The organism is Cohnella cellulosilytica (assembly GCF_042431195.1).
GTDB classification, from domain to species: Bacteria; Bacillota; Bacilli; order Paenibacillales; family Paenibacillaceae; genus Cohnella; species Cohnella cellulosilytica.
Genome location: NZ_JBHMDN010000033.1, coordinates 1 through 25,618, shown reverse-complemented (window position 1 = coordinate 25,618; position 25,618 = coordinate 1). Strand labels below are relative to the sequence as shown.

The 25,618-nt window shown below is 61.2% G+C and carries 22 protein-coding genes and 1 riboswitch; of the genes, 4 read left to right on the top strand and 18 right to left on the bottom strand.

The window, feature by feature from the left end; genetic code table 11:
- Position 1 precedes the first annotated feature (1 nt).
- The 12 genes from cobS to ACFFT4_RS22550 form a co-directional block, all read right to left on the bottom strand.
- Positions 2 to 760 carry an adenosylcobinamide-GDP ribazoletransferase gene (cobS, locus tag ACFFT4_RS22605; protein WP_378051121.1) on the bottom strand — a complete coding sequence of 253 codons (759 nt, stop codon included), beginning with the start codon at positions 758 to 760 and terminating at the stop codon, positions 2 to 4.
- Positions 757 to 1,305 carry a bifunctional adenosylcobinamide kinase/adenosylcobinamide-phosphate guanylyltransferase gene (locus ACFFT4_RS22600; protein ID WP_378051120.1) on the bottom strand — a complete coding sequence of 183 codons (549 nt, stop codon included), beginning with the start codon at positions 1,303 to 1,305 and terminating at the stop codon, positions 757 to 759. Before ACFFT4_RS22600 ends, cobS begins: the two co-directional genes overlap by 4 nt.
- Positions 1,302 to 2,423, bottom strand: coding sequence for a threonine-phosphate decarboxylase CobD (gene cobD / locus ACFFT4_RS22595; RefSeq protein ID WP_378051119.1), 1,122 nt, complete (start codon positions 2,421 to 2,423; stop codon positions 1,302 to 1,304). Before cobD ends, ACFFT4_RS22600 begins: the two co-directional genes overlap by 4 nt.
- Positions 2,420 to 4,042, bottom strand: a complete 1,623-nt coding sequence (locus ACFFT4_RS22590) for a cobyric acid synthase (protein WP_378051117.1) — start codon at positions 4,040 to 4,042, stop codon at positions 2,420 to 2,422. Before ACFFT4_RS22590 ends, cobD begins: the two co-directional genes overlap by 4 nt.
- On the bottom strand, positions 4,039 to 5,103 hold the full coding sequence (gene cobT / locus ACFFT4_RS22585) for a nicotinate-nucleotide--dimethylbenzimidazole phosphoribosyltransferase (protein ID WP_378051115.1): 1,065 nt from the start codon (positions 5,101 to 5,103) through the stop codon (positions 4,039 to 4,041). Before cobT ends, ACFFT4_RS22590 begins: the two co-directional genes overlap by 4 nt.
- 4 nt (positions 5,104 to 5,107) lie before the next feature.
- Complete coding sequence (locus ACFFT4_RS22580) at positions 5,108 to 5,881, bottom strand: ABC transporter ATP-binding protein (protein ID WP_378051114.1); 774 nt, start codon at positions 5,879 to 5,881, stop codon at positions 5,108 to 5,110.
- Positions 5,878 to 6,936, bottom strand: a complete 1,059-nt coding sequence (locus tag ACFFT4_RS22575) for a FecCD family ABC transporter permease (RefSeq protein WP_378051113.1) — start codon at positions 6,934 to 6,936, stop codon at positions 5,878 to 5,880. Before ACFFT4_RS22575 ends, ACFFT4_RS22580 begins: the two co-directional genes overlap by 4 nt.
- A 1-nt stretch (position 6,937) precedes the next feature.
- Positions 6,938 to 7,966: an ABC transporter substrate-binding protein gene (locus ACFFT4_RS22570; RefSeq protein ID WP_378051266.1), complete on the bottom strand. Its 1,029-nt coding sequence runs from the start codon at positions 7,964 to 7,966 to the stop codon at positions 6,938 to 6,940.
- A 176-nt stretch (positions 7,967 to 8,142) separates the two neighbouring features.
- A riboswitch (cobalamin riboswitch) is annotated at positions 8,143 to 8,333 on the bottom strand.
- A 192-nt stretch (positions 8,334 to 8,525) separates the two neighbouring features.
- Positions 8,526 to 9,971, bottom strand: a complete 1,446-nt coding sequence (locus tag ACFFT4_RS22565; protein ID WP_378051112.1) for a nicotinate phosphoribosyltransferase — start codon at positions 9,969 to 9,971, stop codon at positions 8,526 to 8,528.
- Between the two features lie 27 nt (positions 9,972 to 9,998).
- On the bottom strand, positions 9,999 to 10,544 hold the full coding sequence (locus tag ACFFT4_RS22560; protein WP_378051111.1) for a cysteine hydrolase family protein: 546 nt from the start codon (positions 10,542 to 10,544) through the stop codon (positions 9,999 to 10,001).
- A 146-nt stretch (positions 10,545 to 10,690) separates the two neighbouring features.
- Entirely contained in the window at positions 10,691 to 11,470 is a 780-nt protein-coding gene (locus tag ACFFT4_RS22555) for an NUDIX hydrolase (RefSeq protein WP_378051110.1), read from the bottom strand.
- 83 nt (positions 11,471 to 11,553) lie between these two features.
- The gene (locus tag ACFFT4_RS22550) at positions 11,554 to 12,828 is read right to left on the bottom strand and encodes a methyl-accepting chemotaxis protein (RefSeq protein WP_378051108.1); all 1,275 of its coding nucleotides are present in this window, start codon (positions 12,826 to 12,828) and stop codon (positions 11,554 to 11,556) included.
- Positions 12,829 to 12,988: 160 nt separating this feature from the next.
- On the opposite strand from ACFFT4_RS22550, the gene ACFFT4_RS22545 reads away from it, so the two are divergent.
- Positions 12,989 to 13,837 carry a metallophosphoesterase gene (locus tag ACFFT4_RS22545; RefSeq protein ID WP_378051106.1) on the top strand — a complete coding sequence of 283 codons (849 nt, stop codon included), beginning with the start codon at positions 12,989 to 12,991 and terminating at the stop codon, positions 13,835 to 13,837.
- A gap of 20 nt (positions 13,838 to 13,857) precedes the next feature.
- Here ACFFT4_RS22545 and efeB read toward each other — a convergent pair whose 3' ends face one another.
- The 4 genes from efeB to ACFFT4_RS22525 all read right to left on the bottom strand — a co-directional run bounded on the left by efeB (position 13,858) and on the right by ACFFT4_RS22525 (position 18,718).
- Complete coding sequence (gene efeB, locus ACFFT4_RS22540) at positions 13,858 to 15,117, bottom strand: iron uptake transporter deferrochelatase/peroxidase subunit (protein WP_378051105.1); 1,260 nt, start codon at positions 15,115 to 15,117, stop codon at positions 13,858 to 13,860.
- 25 nt (positions 15,118 to 15,142) lie between these two features.
- On the bottom strand, positions 15,143 to 16,348 hold the full coding sequence (gene efeO, locus ACFFT4_RS22535) for an iron uptake system protein EfeO (RefSeq protein WP_378051104.1): 1,206 nt from the start codon (positions 16,346 to 16,348) through the stop codon (positions 15,143 to 15,145).
- 15 nt (positions 16,349 to 16,363) lie between these two features.
- A complete protein-coding gene (locus tag ACFFT4_RS22530; protein ID WP_378051103.1) occupies positions 16,364 to 17,893 on the bottom strand; it encodes an FTR1 family iron permease in 1,530 nt (509 codons plus the stop codon).
- Between the two features lie 129 nt (positions 17,894 to 18,022).
- Positions 18,023 to 18,718 carry a TerC family protein gene (locus ACFFT4_RS22525; RefSeq protein ID WP_378051102.1) on the bottom strand — a complete coding sequence of 232 codons (696 nt, stop codon included), beginning with the start codon at positions 18,716 to 18,718 and terminating at the stop codon, positions 18,023 to 18,025.
- A gap of 177 nt (positions 18,719 to 18,895) precedes the next feature.
- On the opposite strand from ACFFT4_RS22525, the gene ACFFT4_RS22520 reads away from it, so the two are divergent.
- Positions 18,896 to 19,786, top strand: coding sequence for a metal-dependent hydrolase (locus ACFFT4_RS22520; protein ID WP_378051265.1), 891 nt, complete (start codon positions 18,896 to 18,898; stop codon positions 19,784 to 19,786).
- A gap of 452 nt (positions 19,787 to 20,238) precedes the next feature.
- Here ACFFT4_RS22520 and ACFFT4_RS22515 read toward each other — a convergent pair whose 3' ends face one another.
- Together ACFFT4_RS22515 and ACFFT4_RS22510 are read right to left on the bottom strand one after the other, a co-directional pair.
- The gene (locus tag ACFFT4_RS22515) at positions 20,239 to 21,189 is read right to left on the bottom strand and encodes an SDR family NAD(P)-dependent oxidoreductase (protein WP_378051101.1); all 951 of its coding nucleotides are present in this window, start codon (positions 21,187 to 21,189) and stop codon (positions 20,239 to 20,241) included.
- 492 nt (positions 21,190 to 21,681) lie between these two features.
- Complete coding sequence (locus tag ACFFT4_RS22510) at positions 21,682 to 23,442, bottom strand: glycoside hydrolase family 2 protein (protein ID WP_378051100.1); 1,761 nt, start codon at positions 23,440 to 23,442, stop codon at positions 21,682 to 21,684.
- Positions 23,443 to 23,601: 159 nt separating this feature from the next.
- Here ACFFT4_RS22510 and ACFFT4_RS22505 point away from each other — a divergent pair, with 159 nt between their 5' ends.
- Positions 23,602 to 24,501, top strand: coding sequence for an ArsR/SmtB family transcription factor (locus tag ACFFT4_RS22505; RefSeq protein WP_378051098.1), 900 nt, complete (start codon positions 23,602 to 23,604; stop codon positions 24,499 to 24,501).
- 140 nt (positions 24,502 to 24,641) lie between these two features.
- A complete protein-coding gene (locus ACFFT4_RS22500; protein WP_378051097.1) occupies positions 24,642 to 25,577 on the top strand; it encodes a tyrosine-type recombinase/integrase in 936 nt (311 codons plus the stop codon).
- Positions 25,578 to 25,618 lie beyond the last annotated feature (41 nt).

Below are 25,618 nucleotides of genomic sequence, written 5' to 3'. Positions count from 1 at the left end.
CTCATAAACGCCCCTCTGTGTTTAGAATCAGCAAAACCAGCAGCGCGAGCGTCTCCGCGCCTTCGATCAGCGCGCCGTAGACGTCTCCCGTAAATCCGCCCAGCCTGCGCACGATGGATCGTCCGAACAGTCCTCCGGCGAGCAGGATGGCCGCGAAGGCGATGACGCCCATCCAGCGCCCCGCCGCGAAGGACGCTGCAAGCACAAGCAGCCCGTTGACGAGCAGAGCGGCGGGCGTGACGCCGCCGCGCAAGCCGCTGCCTAGCCCTCCTTCCCGCTGAATATAGGGAAAGAAGCGGATCGCCCCCAGCAGCGCCGCCCGCGCCATCGCCGGGACGACCGTCAGGGCGAGCAGCGCGCCCGCCGCGGCAAGCTGCTGCACGGCGGCGACCTTAAGCAGGATCAGCACGATCGCGGCGACGACGCCCATCGCCCCGACGCGGCTGTCCTTCATAATTTCCAGCGTCCGCTCGCGGCTGCGCTGGCTGCCCAGCCCGTCGGCGAGATCCATCCAGCCGTCCAGATGCAGCGCCCCGGTCGCATAGATCCAGAAGGCGACGACAAGCGCCGCGGCCACCGGGGAAGCAGCCGACCCGAAGCCGAGCTCGGCCAAGCGGGCGGCAAGCCAGATCACCGCGCCGAGCAGCAGGCCGACGAGCGGGTAATATTTCGGACTGTCGTTCCAGCCTTCGAGCGTATGCGCCCGCTTCGGTACGGGGAACCGGGTCAGAAAACCGACCGCCTGCCAGAATGCGTTCATCCCTTCAACCTCCACGGAAGACCGCTTACGACGACGACCGCCTCGTCCGCGCGGGCGGCAAGCCGTTGATTCGCTTCCCCGACGACGTCCTGAAACCAGCGGCCCAGCGGAGACATCGCCACGCCTCCCCAGCCGACCTCGTCGGTAACGATAATCGCTTCGCTCAGCCGCGAAGCGGTCAGCTCTTCAATATAGCCGTCGATTCGCAGCAGCACGTTCTCCGTCGTCTCCTCGTTGCGGCAGCGCTCCTCGGGCACGGCCATCAGCCGGTTGGCGATCCAGCCGGACAGCGTGTCGACCAGCACGATCTCGTAACCTTCATAAGCGGTCGCGGACAGCTCGGACGCGGATTCGAGCGTGTCCCACTCGGCCGGCCTCCGGGCCCGGTGCTTGTCGACGCGCGCGTCCATCTCTCCGTCGTAGCGGAGGCCCGTGGCGACGTACAGCACCTTGGCGGGCGCGGCGGCCGAGCGCTCCCGAACGAGCCGTTCGGCATAGGCGCTCTTGCCCGAGCGAACGCCGCCGCTGACCATCACGATGTTCATCTCGCCGTCTCCTCCCGCATAACCTCCGCCAACGCCGCAAGCAGACGCTCGTTGTCCCCGCGTCCGCGCACCGCGATGCGGATATGCCGTTCCGTCAGACCGTCGTACTTGGCGCAGCTTCGCACGAGAATGCCTTTCGGACCGAGCGCTTCCTGCAGCCGTTCGGCCGTCCAGCCGCCGGACAGCTCGATCAGCAGGAAGTTCGCCGCTCCGGCCCAGGTGCGCCAGCCGAGCCGGGCGGCGATCTCCCGCCGCAAATACGCCCGTTCGGCAGCGACAAGCTCTCTCGTCCTCCGCTCGTATTCCGCGGTTTCCGGACGCAGGCAGGCTTGTCCGGCCAGCAGCGCCAGCCCGTTGACGCTCCAAGTCACCTGTTTGCGAGCCATTTTCCGAATCGCCCCGGGAGCGGCGATCGCGTACCCGAGCCGAAGGCCGGGAATGGCGTAAAACTTCGTCATCGAATGCAGCAGCAGCACATGCGGGTATCTCCGCAGCTCGGGCAGCAGCGTTGCGCGCTCCTCCGGGGCGATGAAGTCGATGAAGGCCTCGTCCACGACGACGTACGCCGAATGCCGGGCGGCCAGCTCGGCGATCTCCCGCAGCTGCTCCAAGGGATACGTCAGGCCGGTCGGATTGTTCGGATGTCCGAGGAACAGCAGGTCCGTCCGCTCAAGCAAAGCGTCCAGCTCGGACGGCTCGGCCAGAAATCCGTTCGCCTCGCGCCCGACGACCGCCCGCACCTCCGCCCCGCAGGCTTCGGCCAACTGGGCGTATTCCGAGAAGCACGGAGCGACGATTCCGACCGAACGGATGTCCAGGCCGGACAGCGCGAGCGCAATGCACTCGGCGGCTCCGTTGCCGATCAGCAACTCGTCTTCCGCGACGTTCAGCCGGCCGGCAAGCAGCCTCTTCAGCTCGCGGTGGCCGGGATCGGGGTAGCTGACGACCGCGGTCCGGCATTGTCCGAGCGCTTCCATAACCGACGGAGGCGGGCCCAGCGGATTGATGTTGGCGCTGTAGTCCAGCCATTCCTCCGGGCGGACGCCGAACCTCGCCGAAGCGGTCCACAGGTCGCCCCCGTGCCCGTAGGGCTCCAATACGCCTTCGCTTTTGTTCACCGCGATCCCTCCATCCCTTCGTTCATCAGCTCGTACAGCTTGCGGATATCCAGATGCGCCCGCACCTGCTCGGCCAGCCGGTCGAACTCCGCTTCGCGCAGCCCGCCGTAATTCAATTCCCCCGCGAGGGGCGGCCAGCCCTTGGACGCACGAATCGCGTTCAGCCAATCGCGCCGGAACGAGTCGTTATGGAAAATCCCGTGCACGTATGTCCCCCAAGCTCTGCCGTCCGGCGACCGGGCTCCTTCCCGGTACGACGCGCCGCCTCGGCTCTCGGCGGAAACCAGGCTGAGCGGATGCGCGACGGACCCGGTAAAAGCGGTGCGCCCCATATGAATCTCGTAGCCTTCGATCTCGTGGCTCGCCGCTTGCCGTTCGCCGTCCTCCGGGTCCGGGCTCCAGCCCTGCGCCCTTCCCGCCACGCGTTCGGTTCTCTTGTCCCGTCCGAACGTCGTGACCATCGGGAAGATCGCCAGCCCGGGCAGCGACGCATGCGCGGATTCGATTCCCTCCGGATCGTTCAGGCGTTCGCCGAGCATTTGGTAGCCTCCGCATATGCCGGTCAGCCAGCCTCCCCGTTCGCCGTGGTCCAGAATGCAGCGATCGAGCCCGGTCTCCCGCAGGAACAGCAAATCCTCCGCGGTGTTCTTCGTGCCCGGCAGAACGACCGCGTCCGGAAAGCCGAACTCCTTCTTCGCGGTCACGAAGCGGACCGCGACGTCCGCTTCGGCGAGCAGCGGGTCGATATCGGTAAAATTTGACCAGCGCGGCAGCTGGATTACGACGATATCGAGCCGGTCGCCGCGTCCCCGCGCAGAGCCCGCAGGCGGACGGAACGAAAGCGAGTCCTCGGATTCCAGGCGCAGGTCCGGGATGTGCGGAATGACGCCGACGACCGGCTTGCCCGTGCGGCGTTCCAGCCATTCCAGCCCCGGCCTGAGCAGCTCGACGTCGCCTCTGAATTTGTTGATGACGAAGCCTTTGACTCTGTCCCGCTCTTCCGGCTCCAGCAGCTCCAGCGTGCCGACGATGGCGGCGAAGACGCCGCCGCGGTCGATATCCGCCGCCAGCAGCACCGGAGCGTCCGCCCACGCGGCCATCCGCATGTTGACGATGTCGCGATCCTTCAGATTGATCTCCGCCGGACTGCCGGCGCCCTCCAGCACGACGATCTCGTACTTCGAGCGCAGCCGCTCCAGCGCCGCTCGTGCAATCTCCCCCGCCTCCGTCAAATACTCGGTCCGGTAACCGAACGCGTCCATCGTCCGATAAGGCTTGCCGTGCACGACGACCTGCGACGCCCGATCGGACGAAGGCTTGAGCAGAATCGGATTCATATCCGTCGTAGGCGCGATGCCGCAGGCCTCGGCCTGCATTCCCTGCGCCCTGCCGATCTCCTTGCCGTCCGGCGTCACGCAGCTGTTCAAGCTCATATTCTGCGACTTGAACGGCGCCACCGTCCAGCCGTCCTGCGCGAAGATCCGGCAGAGGGCGGCGACCAGCACGCTCTTGCCTACGTCCGAGGCCGTTCCCTGCACCATCAGCACCCGGGAGACGGCTTTGTCCCGCCGCGTGCCGCCGATTTCCGCGTCGGCGCGTTTATGCTTCTCTCGTCTCATTGCTGCGACACTCCCGCGCTCTCGAACGTCGCCATCTCGCCCATAAGGCGGACGGCGGCGTCGAGGAAATGAAAGGCAAGCACCGCGCCGGTGCCTTCCCCCAGTCTCATGTCCATATGAATCATCGGAGACAGCCCGATCGCCTCCAGCATGCTCCCGTGACCCTGCTCCAGCGACAGATGCGAAGCCAGCATATAGGGCGCGCAGGCGGGCACGAGCCGACTGGCGACCAGCGCGGCGGCCGACGAAATAAAGCCGTCGACGACGACCAGGGCGCGATGGGCCGCCGCGCCCAGAATGACGCCGACGAGGCCGGCGATCTCCAGTCCGCCCAGCTTGGCCAGCGCGTCCAGCGGATCGCGCGGGTCGACGGCGTTGACCGCCAGCGCCCGCTCGACGACGCCCCGTTTATGCAGCAGCCGCGCATCGTCGATCCCGGTTCCCCGGCCGACCGCCTGCTCCGGCGTCAAGCCGCCGAGCGCGATCAGAATCGCCGCGCTTGGCGTCGTGTTGCCGATGCCCATCTCCCCGGTCGCGAAGACGCGCGTGCCGGCCGCGGCAAGCTCGGCGACGACGTCGCAGCCGACCCGGATCGCCGCGATCGCCTCGTCCCTCGACATCGCCGGGCCGCGGGCGATATTCCCCGTACCCCGGCGAATTTTGCGCGCGACGAGCCGGGGATGCGACAGGTCGGCGTTCACGCCGACGTCGACGCAGACGACGTCCGCGCCGGCATGGCGGGCAAGCACGTTCACCGCCGCGCCGCCGTGCAGGAAATTCAATACCATCTGCGCCGTCACCTCGGGAGGAAACGCGCTGACGCCCTCCTCGCATACGCCATGGTCGCCCGCCATTACGATAACGGCTTTGCGCGACAGCTCCGGCATCGCCTCTCCCGTGACGCCGGCCGCCTGCCTGGCCGCCGCCTCGAGCTTGCCGAGGCTGCCCGGAGGTTTCGTCAAGCTGTCCAGCCGCGCCTGAGCCGCCCTTATCGCCTCTTCGTCCAGCGGGCGAATGCGGCTTGCGATCTCCTGGATTTCGCTTGGCAAGTTCGTCGTCATCCGTCTACCTCCCTCTCAGCAGAATTTGCGGCACGCCGCTGTCCGGGTGCGGGAGCACGATCGGCTCCGTCCCGTACACTTCCCGCACCAGCTTCGGCACGAGCACTTCCCCGGGGGCGCCGACGGCGGCCGCCCTGCCCTCGTGCAGCACGAGCAGCCTGTCGCAATATTGCGCCGCCAAATTCAAGTCGTGCAGCACGGCCACGACGGTCAGCCCGTTGTCCCGCTGCCAGACGCGGATATAATCCATCATCTGCAGCTGAAAGCCGATGTCCAGGAACGTCGTCGGCTCGTCCAGCATCAGCACGACCGGCTCCTGCACCAGCGTCTTGGCCAGCGCCGCCCGCTGCCGCTCGCCCCCGCTCAGCTCGGCGACCGGCCGGGAGGACAGCCGCGCCAAGTCGAGCTCCTCCATGATCTTGTCGATAAGCTGCGCCGGGTCCGTCTTCTCGCCGCCGAGCCAGCTCTGATACGGAAAGCGCCCCATCTCGACGACCTCGCGCACCGTGTAGCCGAGCGGAGGAAGCGCGTCCTGCTGCAGAACGGCCAGCAGTCGGGCCAGCTCCTTGCGGGAATAGCCGTCCAGCGTCCGGCCTCCGAGCGAGATTTCCCCGCGGAGCGGCCGTTCGATGCCGGACAGCAGCTTAAGCAGCGTCGACTTGCCGCTTCCGTTCGGACCGATAATGCCGAAAAACTCTCCCCGGCCTACGCGAACGTCGACCCCGTGCAAAATATCCGCTTCGCCGATCCGATAGTCCAGCGCTTTGGCCTCGATCATGCTTTCGCCTCCCCGCCTCTCGTTTTCCTTTTCCACAGCAAATAAGCGAAAAACGGAGCGCCGATAAACGCCGTCACGACGCCGAGCGGAATTTCCTTCGGACTGAGCGCCAGACGGGCGATCGTATCCGACCAGAGCACGTAAACGCCGCCCATGACGATCGACAGCGGCACGACGATCCGGTTGTCCGGGCCGACGACCAGCCGCACGAGATGGGGCACGACCAGGCCGACGAAGCCGATGACGCCGGACACCGATACGGCCGCCGCCGTCAACAGCGTAGAGACGATCAGCACGATCAGCTTCGTCCGCTGCACGTTCACGCCCAGATGCATCGCCTGGCGCTCCCCTAGCGCAAACAGATTCAGCTCCCGGCTCAGCGAGATCAGCACGACGGCGCCGACGACGACATAGGGAAGCACGATCAGGGAATGATTCCAGCCGCGCATCGACAGACTGCCCATCATCCAGAACACGATCTCGTTTACGACGCTCTTGGAGAGCGACACCATGAACGACACCATCGAGCCGAAAAAGGCCTGTACGACGACGCCGGACAGAATAAGCGTCTCCAGCTCCATCCTGCCTCGATGATAAGCCAGGCGCAGCACGATAAACAACGTGCAAAGCCCGGTCAGGAAGGAAACCGCGGGAATCGTCAGTTGCCCGATCCACATTTGCAGGCCGAACAAAATGACGAACGCCGCTCCGACCGACGAGCCCGTCGCCACGCCAAGCGTGTAAGGATCGGCCAGCGGATTGCGCAGCACGCCCTGGAAGCCCGCTCCGGCCAGCGCGAGAGCCGCTCCGACGAGCACCGCCAGCACGACGCGCGACAAGCGCACCTTCATAATGATCGTCTCGTCCGGATCGGCCGCGCCCGTCGAGACGGGCCCAAGGCCCAGCAGCTCGTTCGCATAGGGAACGTGCTGAAGCAGAATGCTCCACACTTTGCCGATCGGCACGTTCGCGCCGCCGAGGGACAGACTCAAAATAATCGAACAAAGGAGGAGCGCAAGGGCTCCTCCCATATAGATCGTCCATTTGCCGCGCATCCTATTTCACCTGTTCGGGATGGATCGCTTTCGCCATATCGTACAGCACCTTCGTCAAGCGCGGTCCGACGCGGCTGATCGAGTTGTCGTCCACCGCGAACATCCGGTCGTTCTTCACCGCGTCGATCGCGTCGAAGCCCGGACGCTCCTTGATCGCCTGCGGGATGCCGAGATCGAAGTTCGGGTTAACCGCGTAAAGAATGACTTCCGGATTCGCCTGGATGACGGCTTCCGGATCGACCTCGAACCAGCCGGAGTTCGCCTTCGACACGTTGTCGCCGCCGGCGAGCGTCAGCACTTCGTCCATATATTCGCCGCTGCCCACCGTCCAGCCGGGCGAAAATTCCATATACACCTTCTTGGCGGCAACGCCTTGCAGAGCGTCGGTAACCCGCTTCAGCTCGTCGTTCATCGTGGCGACCACCTGCGCCGCGCCTTCCTGCGCGTTCATGATCTGTCCGACCGTCCCGATCTTCTCCATCACCTGCTGCAGCGTCTTCGGATCGGAAGCGAACACCTTCACGTCCAGCTTGCGCAGCTCCTCGATGACGTTCGCCTGCATGCCGCTATGCGCCAATACGACGTCGGGCTTGGCGGCCAGCAAAGCTTCCAGATTCGTGTTCATGTCGCCGACCTTCTCCAGCGCTTGCGCCTCTTCCGGATAATCGCTGTAGTTGTCCACCGCGACGACCTTGGCGCCCGCTCCGATCGCGAACATCACTTCCGTCTCGGACGGAGCGATCGTGACGACTCTCTCCGGCGCTTGCTCGAATACAACGTCCGTGCCGGTGCTGTCCTTCAGCGCCAGCGGATAGACCGTCTCGGACGGAGCGGCCGCTTCCTCGGAGCTCGGCGCGGATGCGGACGGCGAGGATTCCTGCGGGGCCGAGGCGCTCGGCGAGGACTCCTGCGAAGCGGAAGGCGAAGATCCTGCCTTGTCCCCGTTGCTGCCGCATGCGGCAAGACTGAGCGCCATCAAAGCGGCGGCCAGCCATAATCCCATTTTACTCCATATTCGTTTGTTCTCCATCACAATCCATCTCTCCCCGATTTCTATTATAGGAGGAGCTTGACCGACTGAACGACCGACACGAAAAACCCTCTCTGCGAGATTGAACCGGAGAGAGGGTCAGCAAACAGGGAAATCGATGCGCAAAAAAACATGAAGTATTCCCAAGTGAGCCGTATCCTTTCCGCGAAGGATTTCGTCTGCTGCATCTTAAGGCAGGTCTCCTGACTTATAGGTTCGTAACGCGCCCCGCCTTCCCGTCCGGGCGGACAGTGGCGTATCGGGGCCGTCCCTATTTCACAGTGGCGGGACCGTGCCGGACTTGCACCGGCTTCCCTTTTAACCCGCTGCCATTTCCGCATCGGGCACCTTAAGATTTAGAGTCTATTCAATTGCCGCAAGCTACCAATCACTTGGAATTATAGCCCGGGAGGCAGGGGATTGCAACCTTATTTCCCGGCAGCGGAGCCTTGCGGCCCCCGGATCTCCGGCGGCTTGCCGCCTTTTCGCCGCGGCGGCTGCGCCGCATATCCCCCAGCCGTCTATCGTTTCGGCTGTGCGCGCGGCATCTCCCGAACGACTACTCCGAGAGGTGCTTGCGGATCAGCTCGGCTTTGAGGTCCAGGACGGCGGGGCTGTAATTGACGCGATACGGCTCCGGGTTCAGCTTGCGCAGATGCTCCGGCCAGAACAAAGCGAGCTGACGGGCATGCTCGCGGCGAATTTCGTCCAGCTCCGGGAGGCGGCAGACGAGCTGGCCTTCCGAAAATACGGGCTGCAGCAGCGGGATCGCCCGATAACGGTCAACGCGCTTGAACAGATGGGGGTGCAGCGGATCGAACAGCCGGATCGGCTTCCCGTCGGCAATGTCCCCGTCTCCCGGCAGCGTCACGTAATCGGCTTCCGCCATGCCGTTGTCCGCGTTTACGATGCGGTACGCTTCCTTCACGCCGGGATTCGAGATTTTCTCGGGATTGCCGGAAATTTTGATCACCGGTTCCAGCCCGCCCGCCTTCTCTCTCGCCACCAGCTTGTAGACGCCGCCCAGTGCCGGCTGGTCGAACGCGGTAATCAGCTGCGTTCCCACGCCCCAGCTGTCGATCTTCGCTCCCTGCGCCTTCAATTCGGCGATCAGGTTCTCGTCGAGATCGTTCGAAGCGACGATCTTCACGTCGGCGAAGCCAGCCTCGTCCAGCATCTCCCGGGCGCGCTTCGACAGGTATGCCAAGTCGCCGCTGTCCAGGCGAATGCCCTTCAGGCGCTTGCCTCGCCGCTGCAGCTCGCGGGCGATGCGAATCGCGTTGGGAACGCCGCTCTTCAGCGTATCGTACGTGTCGACGAGCAGCGTGACATGGTCCGGCAGCGCTTCGGCATAATCGCGGAACGCGTCCTCCTCGCTGTCGTGGCCCTGAACCCAGGCGTGCGCGTGCGTGCCCGCGGTCGGTATGCCGAAGCGCATGCCGGCCAGCATGTTCGACGTCGCGTGAAACCCGGCGATATAGGCGGCTCTCGCTCCCCACACCGCGGCGTCCGCCTCCTGCGCGCGCCTTGTGCCGAATTCGAGCAGCAGGTCGTCGGGAGCCACCTGCTTCACTCTCGACGCCTTCGTCGCGAGCAGCGTCTGGAAGTTGACGAAGTTAAGCAGCGCCGTCTCGATCAATTGCGCCTCGAACACCCTGGCTTCCACGCGGACGAGCGGCACGTTCGGGAATACGGGGGTCCCTTCCGGGACGGCATGGATGCTGCCGCCGAACTTGAAGCCGCGCAGTTCTTCGAGGAAAGCTTCGTCGTAATTTTCCTCCTGCGTTCGCAGGTAATGGATCTCTTCCTCGCCGAACGACAGCTTGCGCACATAGTCGACGAGACGCTCCAGGCCGGCGAACACCGCGTAGCCGTTGCCGAACGGCAGCTTGCGGAAATAAGCCTCGAACACGGCCCGCTCGTTCTTCGTGCCGCGCTTCCAGTGCGCGTACATCATATTGATCTGATATTTGTCCGTATGGAGCGTCAGATTGGTCTCGCTCATGGGGGCAGCTCCTTTTCTCTCTCGCGATTATCGGTCGTCCCGAACGACTTCGGCGCCAAGCGCGTTCTCGAAGTGTCCGAGCGCCCATTCGTGGCCTTGCGGATTAAAGCTGGCGACGGCATCGGCGTGAACGACGATGCCGAAGCCTTTGTTGTACGCATCCACGGCCGTATGCAGCACGCAGATATCGGTGCAGACGCCGATCAGATGAACCTCGCGAACGTCCCGCTCCCGCAGCTTCAGCTCCAGATCGGTTCCGCAGAAGGCGCTGTATCTCGTTTTATCCATCCAATAGGCTTGATCTCCATGCGCGGCGTGCCATTCGCCCAGCTTCCCGTACAGGTCCCGGCCCGCCGTCCCTCGAATGTTGTGCGGAGGGAACAGCCGGGTCTCCGGATGGAGCTCGTCGCCTTCCTCGTGCAGGTCGACCGCCATCACGACCCAGTCCCCCCGCTCCGCAAAACGTCTCGTCAGCTCGCATATTCTGTCCTCGATGGCAACGCCGGGCTCTCCGACCGGAAGCTTCCCGACGACAAAGTCGACCGTATAGTCGATCACGATCAAGGCTTTCATAGGCTCATCCCCTAAAATATTTTTTTGATACTATTAAATGGACAATATCAATGGCGACAAAACGGCGCCCCGTCTCCAGCAAGCCGGGGGACTCCCGAATACTCTTGCGCTCCGAGCCGCGCGTCCGCCCTCTCCGACTCGCGGGCTTAACTATAGATCGACAGCTTCGGCTGAAAATCCGTAAACCGGTACAGCTGCGCGAACCGCTGCGAATAGCGGTTGGACATTTTCCGTTCTCCGCTGCCGTCCCTCGCCTCTTCCAGTATGCCCTTGCGGCTCTGCGTCGACGTGATTTTGCGAATGAAATTTTTCTCCTCGAACTCCGGAACGACCGTCTCGATGACCTGATACAGCTCGCTGATCGTAAACTCCTCCGGCAGGAACTGCCTGGCGATCGTCGTTGTCAGCATCTTCTCGCGAACGCGCTCCAGCGCGTCCTCCAGAATGAGGCGATGGTCGAAGGCCAGCGGCAGCTCCAGCGCCTCGGCTGCCGGGAACAGGCGAACGTCGGACGCGTCGTCCGCCGCCCTGCGGTTCGTCAGCCTCGTCTCGTTCACCAGCGCGAAGAAGGCGTGGGAGATCATCCAGCCGCGCGGATCTCTGCCCGGCTCGCTGTATACGTTAAAGTATTCGAGATGAATACCGCCGACTCCCGTCTCTTCCTCCAGCTCGCGCATCGCGCACTCGTAGATCGACTCGTTCTCGTTGCAGAAGCCTCCGGGCAAAGCCCAGCTTCCCTCGTAAGGCCACTTCTTCCGCTCGACGAGCATAACCTGCAGCTCGCGCAGGGGCAGCGACTTCTTCGCGGAATTCCGCGTCGAGGATGCGATCGTGAAGATGACGATGTCGGCAGGCGCGCCGTCCGGAGTCCGATAGCGGGCGGCCGAATAGCGGGAGGTGTTCTCGTCTCCGGTCGCTGCGTCCATGGTGGCTCACCTGCCCTTTTCATAATTTCATTTTGATAATATCATAATGACTTATTTAATTTGCATTGTCAATAGCCACCGGCTCAGGAGCGGAAAAATTCCGTCTTCGTCCTCAGCTCCGCGGATCTCGCCCGCAGGGCGTCCGTCGAAGCGGCGATTTCCTCCATGACCGCCGTCTGCTCCTGCGACGCGGAGAACACCTGCTGCGCGCCGAGCCGAATACGGTCCGCCGCGTTGGCTACGCGCTTTGCCTCGTGCAATTGCACGGCCGCCTGCTCCGCCTGGCGGGCGATATCGGCGGCCATCGACTCGACGATGGCGACGACGTGCTGCGCCTCCTCGTTCACCTCGCGGAACGCCGCGGCGAATCGCTGGCCCTTCTCCGCTTCGCTCTCGGACAGCTCGTACTGGGAGCGAATGTGCCCGACCGCTCGTCCGACTTCGTCCTGGATATGGCGAATGAGCGTGCGAATGTTTTTGACCGAACCGGCGCTCTCGTCGGCAAGCGATTTGACCGCTTGGGCGACGACTTCGAAGCCCCGTCCTTCCTCCCCGGCTCTCGCCGCTTCGATCGAAGCGTTCAGCGCCAGCAGGTGCGTCTGGTCGGCCAGATCGCCGACGACGTCGGAGATCGAGCCGATCTGCCGCGCGTAATCGCTCAGCTTCTCGACGACGTCCATCGCTTCCTTGTTCAGCTCGGACAGCTGCCGCATGCCGCCGATCAGCGAACGGAAAACCTCCTCGCTCTGCGCCGCGGCCCGGTTCATCCCGCCGGCGCGCTCGCGCGCCGATCCCGCTTCCTCGCTCATCCGACCCGCCGCGGACGCCAGCGACTCCGCGTCCAGATGAAGCCGTTCCGCCGACTCCGCCTGGGTCTGCGTGCCCGAAGTAATCGCTTCCGACTCGCTGGTCATCTGCTCGATCTGTCCGGCGGCTTGTCCGATCGCTTCCTGCAGCTCCTTCACGTGCGAATCCGTCAGCCTCGTATTGTCCTTGATGCCGTCGATCATCGTCCGCAGCTGCTCCAGCATTTTCGCGAAAGCTTCGCCGAGCTCCTGCATCTCATCGCCCGAGGTGGAAGCCGCCACGTTGGCCCGAAGGTTGCCCTTCGCCGCTTCGCGCGCCGCCTGCGTCAGCGACAGCAGCGGCTTGAGCAGCCATTTGGCCGCGAAGAAGCCGAACAAGCCGGTCCAGAAAATACCGAACAGCAAAGTCAGGAGCACGAACAGCCACCCCGACATAAAATCGAACATATCCTTTAACACCAGGAGAAAAAAAGCGCTGGTCGCGTAGGTGACCGCGGATGCCGCCGTTATCCCGATTACCATTTTTTTGACGATGCCGAATTTCGGTTTCATGAAGCTTCCCCCTTGTTGCCCCAATATTCTTCCATTGAAGCATGCATTCGGCATATAGACTGTGATATACTTCACAATTCGACGGTGCGGCCGCGGTCTCCGCTTTAATCGGGAACGAATCCATGGTAATTTGAAGAGATACGAGAAGGAGGACGACAGCATGATGATAACCGTTGCGGCTGTGATCGCGATCCTCGCGGTCTTGTGCGCGTACGGCTTCTTCGGCGAGCGCCGGCGGTTAAGCGTCGTTCGCCATACCGTTCGGTCTCCCCGCATACCGCCGGGCTTCGACGGCCTGACGATCGTTCAGTTCAGCGACACCCATCTCGGACCCCGCTATTCCCTCGGGCGGCTGAATCGCCTCGCGGACGCCGTCAATTCGCTCCGTCCCGACTTGGTCGTCTTCACCGGGGATTTGCACGATGCGCGTCGGAAGGACAATATCGCCAAATACGATCCGTCGCCGGCGCTGGCGCGGATCGAGTCCCGGCTGGGCAAGTACGCCGTATACGGCAATCACGATTTCGGCTACGGGCGGAAGCTTCGTTCCTCCGGAGCGTTCCTGAGCCGGGGAGGGTTCGCGGTGCTGATCAATTCGACCCGGCGCATCGAGCTTCCGGGCGGAGAGTTTATTACGATCACGGGCCTGGACGACTATGTTCTGGGCAAGCCGAACGCGTCCAAGACGCTCTCCCGGCTGGAGCACGGCCGCTTTAACCTGCTGCTCGTCCACGAGCCGGACGTGGCGGACCGGCTGATCCGCTATCCGGTCGACCTGCAGCTGTCCGGGCACAGTCACGGCGGGCAGGTGTCCTTGCCGCTCGTCGGCCCGATCGTGCGCACGGAGCTCGGCAGCAAGTACGTCAGCGGCCTGTACCGGATCGGCGGACGGTCCCGCGACAGGCGGCCGTACCTGCTGTACGTCAACCGCGGGAGCGGCACGACGCGCATTCCGGTGCGCGTCGGCAGCGTTCCCGAATTGACCGTGATCACCTTGCGGAGCGAATAAGCGGGGATTGAATCGGGGACCTACGATTCCAGCAGGCTCTGACCGATGTAGCGGCCTTCCCGCAAGCCGCCCGGGCAAGCGAACAGGCCGCTGGCGATGTGAACGGCGTATTCGTTTAATGCGTCGCGGCTCTGCATCAGCTTCAGCATCGGCAGCAATTGCGCCTCCGGATTCCGCTGGTAGCTGACGAACAGCAGCCCCGCGTTCACGTTGCCGGTCCGGGGGTCCACCCCGTCCGTATACGAGTAGCCTCTGCGGTGAATAAGCTGGTTCGTTTCCTTGGCCAATCTCACGTGGGAGCGGTCCGGAAGCCGCGACGGATCGACCTCGTCGAATTCCCCCTGCCGCCCGTAAGCCGCGCCCGATTCCTTATGCCTTCCGAACGTATCCTCCTGATCGGCGAGCGACGACCGGTCCCACACCTCCAGCAGCATGCGGACTTTTCTGTAGGCCATGTAAGTGCCGCCCTTCATCCAGTCCGGCTCCCCGTCTCCGGCCCATACGACGCTGTCGTAGCCGGCGGGCGTCTCGTGAAGGCGATTGGCCGTTCCGTCCTTGAAGCCGAACAGATTGCGCGGAGTTTGCCCCCCGCTTCCGCCGCTGATAAAGCCTTCCTGCAGCCAGTTGACCGCGGCGGAGCCGGTCGACAGCCGGATGAAGTTGCGGATCGCATGGAAGGCGACCTGTTGATCCTCCGCGCACACCTGCACGCATACGTCTCCCCCGCACAGGAGCGGATCGAGATTGTCCCGCGGCATTCGGGGAATGTCCTGCAGATAGCGCGGCAGCTTGCTTGCGAGGCCGTATCTGTCCTTCCCGTCTTGGAGAAACAGGGAAGGTCCGAAGCCGAACGTCGCGGTCAGCTTCGCCGCGGGCAGGTCGAGCGTCTCTCCCGTATCGCTGGGAGGAAGCTGCGGATTGCCGCCCGACTTCATCTCGCCTCCCGCGGCGGCAAGATCGGCGAACCTCGTCCAATCCCGGAACAGCCGGATAACGGCCGCGCGATCCGCGGCCGTTATCCGAAAGCTGGCTAAATACATATAAGTTTGCTGAGGCGTAACGATGCCGGCCTGATGCTCGCCGTACAGCGGAATCCGCTCGTCCGCCGCCTCTGGATCGACTCCGGTTCCGGCCCCGGTCGCCGCCGGCGCGTCGGATCGAACCGCATGCTCGATCGCCTTCATGCCGGAAGCGCCGATGGCGATTCCGGCGCCCAGGGAGGCGGAGAGCTTCAGAAACTCCCGCCTCGACATGCCTTGCTGCTTCTTGTCCCGCTCCACGCGGCTCCCCCCGTCCGGTTCAAGCTTACAGAATGCTCGCCGTCTGCGACATCAGATTGGACAGCTGGCTGATCTGGTCGCTGAGCTCGCGAATTTGCTCCGTCGAAAGCTGGTCGTACGCGACGTAGATCCCGTTCGTCTGGTAACCTCTGAGCGTCTGCTCAAGCAATTGGAACTGCGCGTCCAGATCGTTCGCCAGCTGCGTGTTTTTCTCGTTCAGCGCCGGTATGATCGCCAGATAGACGTTCTTCGAGCCGTCGACGTTGGCCGCGAAATCGACCAGATCGGTATGCGAATAAATTTCTTCCTCGCCCGTGATTTTGGAGATGGCCGCTTCGTTCAGCAGCTCCATCGCTCCCGCTACCATCGCTTTCGCTTCCAGGTCGAGCGTTCTGACCTTGGCCTGCAGCTCCTCCGTATCCTTCACCAGCTGATCGGCGTACGCGTCCATGCCTTCCAGCGTATTGTCGAGCCACAGCGCCTTCTCGATACGGTGGAACCCGGTCCATTCGCTCTCGTCCTCCACGTCGGCGAGCCTGGCGTCAATTCTTGGATCGAGATCCTCGAAGCTTTCCGCGATCGGTTCGATATTTTCGAAGAAAACGCGCGCTTGGGGATATTCGAGCTTCGCCTTCTCCGCGTCGCCCGCTTTGACCGCCTCGACGAACGTCTTCGTGTGGGCGACGAGCTGGTCCGCCTGCTCTTCGACGTAGACCTTATAGTTCGCCACCGCCTTCGTCAGCAGCTCGGACGTGCTGCCCGTCGTTTCTTTGGCGTTGTACAGCGTCTCAAGCGCGGCCTGCAGCTTTTCCGCCGTCGTCTTCAACGCGTCGAAGTCGATCTTGTCGTACGCCGACGCCGAGAAGATCGGCATTTCGTATTTCTCGACCTCGGTGTATTCGAGCGGGAAAGTCTGACGGACGGAATTCTCGTAGGCCAGCCAGACGTCGTTGATCGTTTTGCCGAGACGCTTCGTTTCCTCCGTGTCCTGCTTCTCGATCGCCTCCTGAAGCTTCTTCGTTTCCTCCTGGAGCTTGAGCGTCTCTTGCTGAATCGGACTGAGCGCGTTGGCCGACGATTCGCCGGACGGGGACGCCGACGGCGTCGATTCGCTGGACGAGGACGCCGACGGCGCCGCCGCGGATTGCTCTTCGTCGTTCGAATTGCCGCACGCGCTTAGAGTCAATCCTGCGGCCAGCAGCAAGCTTGCCCATTTGTAATTTCTGTTCATGTATGAATTCCTCCATTATTTGACGTCTATTCGCGTCGCTGTCGTTGGGGACTTGCCGTTCCGGCCGTCGCCCGAGCCGATGAAACGGCGCAGCAAAACGACGGAGATCGCGGCCAGTAAAAACAAGAATTGCGGAAAGGTGCTGTACCAGGACGGGTAAAGGCCAAGCTCGCCGTATTCGGGCAAATATTCGTGCACCGTCGACGGCAGCGCGCCGGCCATCTGCAGGCTATGTACGCCCGAGCCCATAAACTTGAAGCAGAGATAAAACACGATTGCGCTCGACACGAGGAAAACCGGCCGAACCGGCAGCCTGGCGCCGAGCCGGATCATCAGAAGCGCGCAGACGGCCAGAACGCCGAAGCCCGCGGCGATTCCCCCGACCAGCTGGCCCGCCGGCAGCTTGCCGACCATCCCGACAAGGAAGATGACCGTCTCCAGCCCTTCCCGCACGATCGCGAAAAAAGCGAGCAACGCCAACGAAGCCATTCTCCCGCTTGTCATCGCCCGGGCGCTCTCCGACTTGAGAAATTGGCCCCAGCGTTTCATGTCGGAATTGCGATGCAGCCAATAGCTGACATAGAGCAGCAGCAGGCTTGCCAGCACGCCCGTCCAGCCGTTGATGAGCGAATTGTTGCGGCCGAAGGCTCCCGAAGACAGCAGCAGCGAGACGGCCAGTCCGACTCCGATGCTGGCGAGAACCCCCGCGGCCGAGCCCGCGACGACCCAGTTCCTCGCTCTTCCGGAATCCGATTTTCGCGCGTACATCAGCAGGGTGCCGACGACAAGCAGCGCTTCGAGACCCTCCCTCAGCGGAATCAGCGCCGCGTCTATCCACGAATAGCTCGCGTCGACAAGCGGGTCCAGCGATTCGATCATTCTCTCCGCAACGGGGAGCGCTTGCCCGCGCTGCGACGAATTGGCCAAATACGCGTCCAGCAGGACGAGATCCCTCTCCGCGTGGTTGTACACGGTTTGCGAGCGGCTGACGACGTCGCCTTCGACGGACAGCCATTGGCGCTGCAGCAGGCGCACCTCTTCCCGCGCTTCCGTCCAGCGTTCTCTCTCCATCAAATCCGCCGCGCCGCGCAGCTTCATCACATAGGCGCCCAGCGACATGCGGCGCTTGCCGTCATTGTCGGTGTATGCCCCGTCCGCGTAGTTGCGCAGCGAGAACCGCAGCGCTCCCGCTTCGTCGGCGGCTCTCCCGGCATCGCCGTTCAGGAAAGCGAGCGACAGATTCGCGATTTGCCGGTCAATCTCCAGCGACAAGTCGAGGGAGCTCGCTTTTACCGTCCTCTTGTTGGCCGTCCACCACCTCTTCACCAGGCCGAAGTCGGCCGCGGCCCCATCCAGCTCCTCCGCCTGCAGCTCGGTGAGCATCGCTTCGACGCTTGCGACGACTTGTTCCGTCGACACCTCGGTTCGGGCCGACGTTCCGCTTCCCAGCGCAAACGAAAGCACGACGAATAAAGGCGCCGTCAACAAGATCGCCTTGGCTGCCGCCAGCAGCGTTCCGGCGCCTTTGCGGCCGGTAATGGCCATCTCGACTGCCCCCTTGCTCGCTGCAAATGTGACATTTCTCACATTTAATGATAATCATTCTCAATTACATATGTCATTATAGACATACACAGTCGGCGTGTCAATAGATAAATTTACATTTGTTTACTTTTACCGCGCTCGTCTCCCTTCGCTCGCTTTCACAGATGCGTTTTCGCCCCAGCTTCGCCACAAATACGCAACGACAAGCACGAATAACGCCGATGCCGCGGGGAACCAGCCTCTGCCCCAGACTCCCAGAGCGGGCAGCCGGCCGCGGATAAACTCGACGTCCCCCAGCATCTGTCCGGCCGTATAGCCGAGTATGGCCGAGCCGATCCAGACGATGGCCGGATAACGGGTCAACGCTTTGAGCACCAATTGACTGCCCCAGACGATAAGCGGGATGCTGAGCGCGATCCCCGCGGCCATAAGCCACAGATCGTTGTCCGCGATGGCGGCGATCGCCAGCACGTTGTCCAGACTCATGACCAGGTCGGACAGCAGAATGATCGCTACCGCCTTTCCGAGCGACGCGCCTCCGGCAACCTGCTTCTCCTCTACGTCTTCAAGCAGCAGATGGATGGCGATATACAACAGCAGCAGCGCTCCGATCAGCCGCACCGCCGGAAAGTCCAGCAGAGCGACGGCCGCGACCGACAGAACGATGCGCAGCGCGACCGCTCCCAACGCCCCCGCCCAGATCGCCCTGCGGCGCAGACGAACGGGCAAATTCCGGCTGGCCATCGCGATCACGACCGCATTGTCGCCGCTAAGCACGAGATTGACCAGTAAAATTTCCAGCAGCAGCAACAGCTTATCCCACATATTGTTCTCCTCTTCTTCGAATGGCGAGCGACCCGATTGTCGAGCGCATCGGAATCATTATTGCCCAATCCGGCCCTATTCATAGTCTATGATCGCAAAGGGATTGAATGAGTCCGGCGGATGCGCGATGATAGGAAGAAGAAACAGAGAGAGAAGGGAGATCGGCGGTTGGATTACATGACGCACACCTTGTTCGGCGTTGCCCTCTACGGAGCGTTGAAAAAGACGGACATGGACGTCAAAACGAAATGGGCGTTCTTCGGGGCGGCCGTCGGTTCGAGCGTCATTCCGGACATCGACATCCAATGGGCGCGCGCCGGAGCGGATTATTTGATGTCCCATCGGGGCATTACGCACTCGTTGGCGATGGCGCCCGTATGGGCGGGGATGTTCTCCTTGCTGGCCCGGATCGTTTTTCGCGTCAAGGATTGGCGGTTATTCCTGACCGCCTTCGCGGGCGTGCTGCTTCATATCGTCAGCGACTGGACGAACGCGTGGGGAACCGGACTGCTTGAACCGTTCTCCCCGCGCAGATACGCCATCGGAATTATTCCCAACAAAGGGTACGTCTTCTGGGCGATGGCCGCCGTTATCGTCCCCTTCCTGCTCCTCTTCCGCGACGAGAAGCGGCGTACGCGATTATTCCGCGTTTTCTGGGGGCTTGGAGCGCTCTATGCCGGTTTTCAGCTTGCCCACTCGGCTTACGTGTACGCGGACTTGAAGAACGACGGCTTCGAGCGGATAGCGATCCGCGCGGACCGGTATCCCGGAGGCCTGTCGTATTATGCGAAAAAAGGCTTTGAAGCCGCGGAGGGGCGGCACGAGCTCGGAGGAACAAGCGGGATCGTGCGTATCCACCGGATCGATCCGGTGGACGTCGAAGCTTTAATGCCGCACCCTGCGGCCAGAAGCCTGCTGCTGTTCGCACCGTTCGTCGTCACCCGGGACTTAGGGGACGAAATTCTCGTCTTCGATCCGCGTTTCTCCGGAAGAAGCGCGATGCTTAGCGTAACTGTCGCGAAATCACGGCCGGAGCCGCCAGCGGAACGAGCACAGGCCAACCGGTAAAATCCGGTTGATGTACGAGAGGAGCTTGTCCGCGCGCTTCGCGGACCCGGGAGGCGGCAGCGCATCGTGGACGGCGTGCTCGAAGCCGATATAGACGACGTCGAGCGTATCCGGATGGACACGGAGAAATGGCGTTGTGGAGAAGTCCGTTGCGGTGAAGACAAGACAGGCTGCCTGCCGCATGGATCGCGATTGTCAGCGTTCGAGCCAGCAGGCCGGAAGCGGAAGCGCTCCCGGACGCCGCCGCGCCGGAGGCAAACAACGCCCGGCTAACGGGAACGAAGCCCGGGGCGTCGATTTTCATAACGGGACGTCCGCTGCCGGTCTCCAACGATACCGCCTTCGGCGCTCCGTCTCCCTCCAACAGCCGGAGCGCTTCGTAACCTCGGCGAAAAAGCTCCTCCGCCTCCGGACCGGCCGCCTCCAAAACAATCGTTGCCGATCGTTACAGCTTACTTCCTCGCCTCGATAAGCCGCTCGCTTCCTTCCCACAGCTCCTGCGCTTGCCGCTTGTCGTATGAAACCGCCGATGTTTGCTTTTCGCGCGCCCCTTGCCGGTAGGAACCGATCATGCTGTAAAACTTCCCCGAAATTCCGCGATATCGTTCGGAGACGGCCATTTCCGCCAATACCTTGGCCGAATTGCGCGGCGTGCTCGCATTAGGCGCAAGCCGGAGCAGCGGCCATAAGGCTTTCATCATCCATCGCGCGGCCGGTTTCCATTCCCTCGTCATCCCGGTCAACATCCCGCCCGGATCAAACGCATTGACGGCAATGTCTTCTCTGCCGGATGCGCTCAATCTTCTTTCCAACTCGTAAGCAAACATAAGAATGCATAACTTCGAGGTCGAATAGGCTCTCCCCGCGAATTCGGCGATCGATTCTCCCGCCTGGGGAAAAGGATTCGCCAGCGCCTCCGCGCTCTTTAATACAGGTTTCGGAAGCGGGGTTTTGGCCTGATCGTCATGAGTGATGCTTGAGAGAACGATAATTCTCGCATTCCGGGCCATATATTCGACAAGCGAATTGGTCAACAGGAAATGTCCAAGATAATTAACCGCGAACGTGGCTTCATATCCGTCTTCCGATTGTTCGATATGGCCGGAATACTGCACTCCGGCATTGCAGATTAAACCGTGCAGCGGGGGAAGTCCGAGCTGCGGCCACTGCTCCGCGAACTTCCGAACCGAGTCCAGCGAAGCCAGATTCAACTGCACGGGCGTAAAACGATTTACCCCAGTCTCGCCAGCTAACGATTGGGCGGCCCGCTCAATTCGTTCGGCGCTGCGCCCGGCAATGACAATGTGATAGTCGGGGGAAGTCCGAGCGATGCGCTTGGCGCATTCGTATCCCAGCCCGGAGTTGGCCCCGGTAATAATGACGGTTTTGGTTGGTTTAATCATGGTCGATTGTCTCCTTCGTGTTTTTGTAGTGAACGTTCATTCTAATGTGGATGAAAATAAAACCGCGCCCTTTCGGGTCGGCGTCTGCCGGTGCAAAGATTGGCGGAAAGCCGCATCTTCATATCCACGCGGGAGAGATTGGAGCCTCTGACCGGGCTAACCGACTTCCGGTAAAAAGGTATCGCCATTGGACGATCCCCCGGCGCAAGCTCCAATTTTCTTTTTAGATAGAACGTTCATTCTAATGCTATGCCTTTAAGCTGCCTCTGTCAATGCGATCCTGGTAAATGAATTGGCTTTCGTAAAATCGCTTCGTGGTTGGAACGATGGGGACGTATAACGCAGAGATTATCTTGAGGGCCCCCGCAAAGCAATCGGCATAAGCTGCGAAGCTTACGTCGCTTTGCGGGGGATCTTGCATCGGAGGAAAAGGGATGCGCCCATGCGAGAAGCGCCCTTTCCTCGTTCAGTGTTCGGTACCCTCTCGGCCGATTATTTTTCTTCGTTAATTTCTTTGACAAGCTCAACAGGCAGCTTGGGAACCCGGTCATACGTCAGCAGGCCGTTGATCTCCTGCTCCACGTCGGTAAGCTGAGTGTAGCAGAATCCCTGCACGACGCCCGAACGCAGCAGCGGCTGAACGACCGCGCGCAGCCGCTCGGCATAGTCCTCGTCGTTCTCGGCGCCGGAATAGCCCCAGCCCTCCCAATCGCTCTTCTTATAGGCGATTCCGCCGAACTCGGTGACGAGAATCGGCTGCCCCGCGTACGAATGCCCGCCGACGGACAGTCTGCGATTCGCCGGCATCGCGCTTGTCGCCTTCTCCTGCGCGCTGTAGCGCTCCTCCAGCACTTCCCTGCGCCATTCGTAGTCGTGAATGTTGTACAGGTCCGTCGCGACCAGCTCCCAACCGTCGTTGGAGACGACAAGCCGCATCGGGTCCAGCGACTTCGTCAAATGATACATCGTCAAGGCATGCTGCTGCTGGCGCTTGTCGATCTGGATGTTCGGCACGCCCCAGCTTTCGTTAAGCGGCACCCACACGACGATGGACGGATGGTTGTAATCGCGCTCCATTGCTTCCTGCCACTCGTTCACGAAACGGCGCACGTACTTCTCCGAATACTGATAGGCGTTGGCCGCCTCGCTCCAGACGAGCAGGCCCAGCTTGTCCGCCCAGTATAGATAACGCGGGTCCTCCAGCTTCTGGTGCTTGCGGGCTCCGTTGAAGCCCATCGCCTTCGTCAGCTCGACGTCCTTCCGGATCGCCTCATCGCTGGGAGGCGTCAGATTGCCGTCCGGGAAATAGCCCTGGTCGAGCACCAGCTTCTGAAAATAAGGCCGATTGTTCAGGCAGAACTTCCCGTCCTCAATAGACACCTTGCGCATGCCGAAATAACTGGAAGCTTCGTCGATCGCGGCGTCTGCGGACCGCAGCGTGAAGCGAACATCATACAGGTTCGGACGCTCAGGAGACCACCAGCGGCCCTGGGAATGGTCGTTGAAGTCCGTTAACCGGATCGTCCTTGTCTCCTCCTCGTTGTTCACCTGCACGATGTCGCGGGCCACGCGGACACCTTGGAAAGAAACATCGATCTCTAGCGTCAAGCCGTCCGCCTTGCCCGCTAATCCGCCGAAAAAGATCCGCATCTCGATATCGTTGCGATCGATGTCCGGCGTAAAACGAACCTTGTCCACATAAGTTTGCCCGACCGCTTCCAGCCACACCGTCTGCCAGATGCCGGTCGTCCGCGTGTAGAAGATGCTGGCGGAATCCGCGAGCCAATACTGCTTGCCTCGAGGAAGCGTGACGTCGCGGCTGAAGTCGACCGCTTTGACGACCAGCGTATTGGAGCCGCTCGTATTAGCGATCTCCGTAATGTCCGCGCTGAACGGCGTATGGCCGCCTTCATGCTTCGCCGCCAGCTTCCCGTTCACCCATACCGACGCCTCGTAGTCCACCGCTCCGAAATGCAGGATCGTACGCTTGCCCGAGAAGGACGCAGGGACCTCGAATGCGGTTCTATACCATACCGTATCGTGAAAATCGGGATCGCCGATGCCGCTTAATCGGCTCTGGAACGCGAACGGCACCTGAATGCGCCGGGACAGCTCCTTCCCGCCCGAATGCCATTGTTCCTTATCGCCAATTCGACCGTCGTCGAACTCAAACTCCCATTCGCCGTTCAGATTGATCCAATCCGCGCGCTCGAATTGCGGGCGCGGATGCTCCTGCCGATAGTTCTTCTCCATGTTCGCAGCCTCCATAAGTTAGCTTTTTGATTAATTAAATAACAATATAATTCATTATACAGCCCATATTATCGAATAACCGCATAATGATGTCAATATAGATTGTTTAATTAACTTTTGAGTTATATAATGAAAACAATACGCGACAAGGAGATTTTCATGATCATACAAGTCCATTCCGGCAACGCGGCTTATTTCGAGTGTTTTGCCTCCGAAACCCGGCTGCGCATAATTGAATTGCTGAACGTCAGACCGATGAACATCAAGGAGCTCGCGGCCGAGCTGAAGCTATCGTCGGCTATTGTTACGAAACATATTCAGAAGCTGGAAGAGGCGGCGATCGTAGGGACCGAGAGCGTATCGGGCCTGCGGGGAAGGCAGAAGGTGTGTCGGCTTCTGCCCGACACCGTCACGCTGCAGTTCAGGACGCCGGAGACGAAAGCTCTGCGGCAATATTCGGTGTCTGTGCCGGTCGGCCAATTCGCCGATTTTCAGGTGAAGCCGACGTGCGGCCTGACTTCCGAGCAAGCGCTGATCGGAATGGTGGACGACCCCCGCTACTTCTCCGACCCGGAGCACGTGAAAGCCAAGCATCTCTGGTTCGCCAGCGGCTTCGTCGAGTACCGGATTCCCAATTATCTCGTCGGCAGCCAGAGCGCGCAGAGCGTCAGCCTGTCGCTGGAGCTGTGCTCCGAGGCGCCCGGCTACAACGAGAACTGGCCTTCCGACATTACGTTCTCGATCAACGGAATCGAGATCGGCACATGGACCTGCCCCGGCGACTACGGAAGCCAGCGGGGCGCCCACACTCCGGCATGGTGGAACCTGGGCACGCAGCACGGGCTGCTGAAGACGCTCTCGGTCCGATCCGACGGCACGTACCTGGACGGAGTCTATCTGTCGAATACGAATATCTCCGATCTTGGCATACGCTTCGGCGAAGATCTCCGCTTCCGCATCGCCAGCCGCGAAGACGCCGAGCACGCGGGCGGAGTCAGCCTGTTCGGCCGCCATTTCGGCAACTACGATCAGGAGATCGAAGTGACGGTTCATTATTAACGCGCAGAACCGCTCCGCCGCGCTCTTGAGAGCTCGCAGCGAAGCGGTTCCTGCTTCTTTTCCGCGCCTCTTGTACTCTTGATCCGACTCCTTCAGAATGGGAATGGACAACATGACCTGTGATGGAGGACGTTTCTTTAATGCTGACGACTCGCGATTTTCCGATCTATCTTGAAAAGTTTACAGCCCATCTTGCCGTTGAACGCAATCTCTCTTCCAAATCCATTAAGGCATACTCCTGCGACCTGGGCCTGCTGCTCAATTGGTTCCATTCCCGCTCCAACGACACCATCTCCGAAGCCGATATCCAGGCCTACTTCGCCGAGCTAATCCAGGATCAGTTGATCAAGGATTCTTCGGTTAAGCGGAAATATGTGTCCGTCAAATCCTTCTTTAGCTTCCTCGTAAACAAAAAATGGATCTCGCATTCTCCAATTCAAGCTTTGGGAAAAAACTTTAAAAAATCAAAACGCATTCCCAAAACCTTATCGACCGAAGACGTCCGCAAGCTATTGACTTCCGTTCAAACGGATCTGCAAACGCTAAAAAGCGCTTATCGAAAAAAAATCTGCATCCGCAACAATGCCATTCTCGAGCTGCTGTTCTCGACAGGGATACGAATCGGGGAACTGGTGGGAATCAAGCTGAGAGATCTGGAACTGGAGAAACGGACTCTGCTTATTTTCGGCAAAGGACGAAAAGAACGGATACTCTACCTTTCCTCCGAGGAGGTCCTATCGAAAATAAAGATGTGGCTGGACATCCGGGATTTCCTGAATCCGCAATGCGACGCTCTCTTTATCAACAAATACGGGAATCCGCTTACCATCTATTCGATCGAGGACATTTTCTATAAATATCGCAGCGTCTCCAACATCAACCAACGGGCCACTCCCCACTATCTCAGGCACACCTTTGCCACGCAACTGCTGGACAACGGAGCGGACCTCAGATCCGTTCAGGAAATTCTCGGCCACTCCAGCGTCAGTACAACCGAAATTTACACGGAGGTGTCCATCCAGCGCAAAAAAGACGTTCTCTCTCGCTTTAATCCACGAAACAATTTGATTTTGTAGTCGCTTGAACCTCCTAATAACTATGAATTATTTGGAGGTTT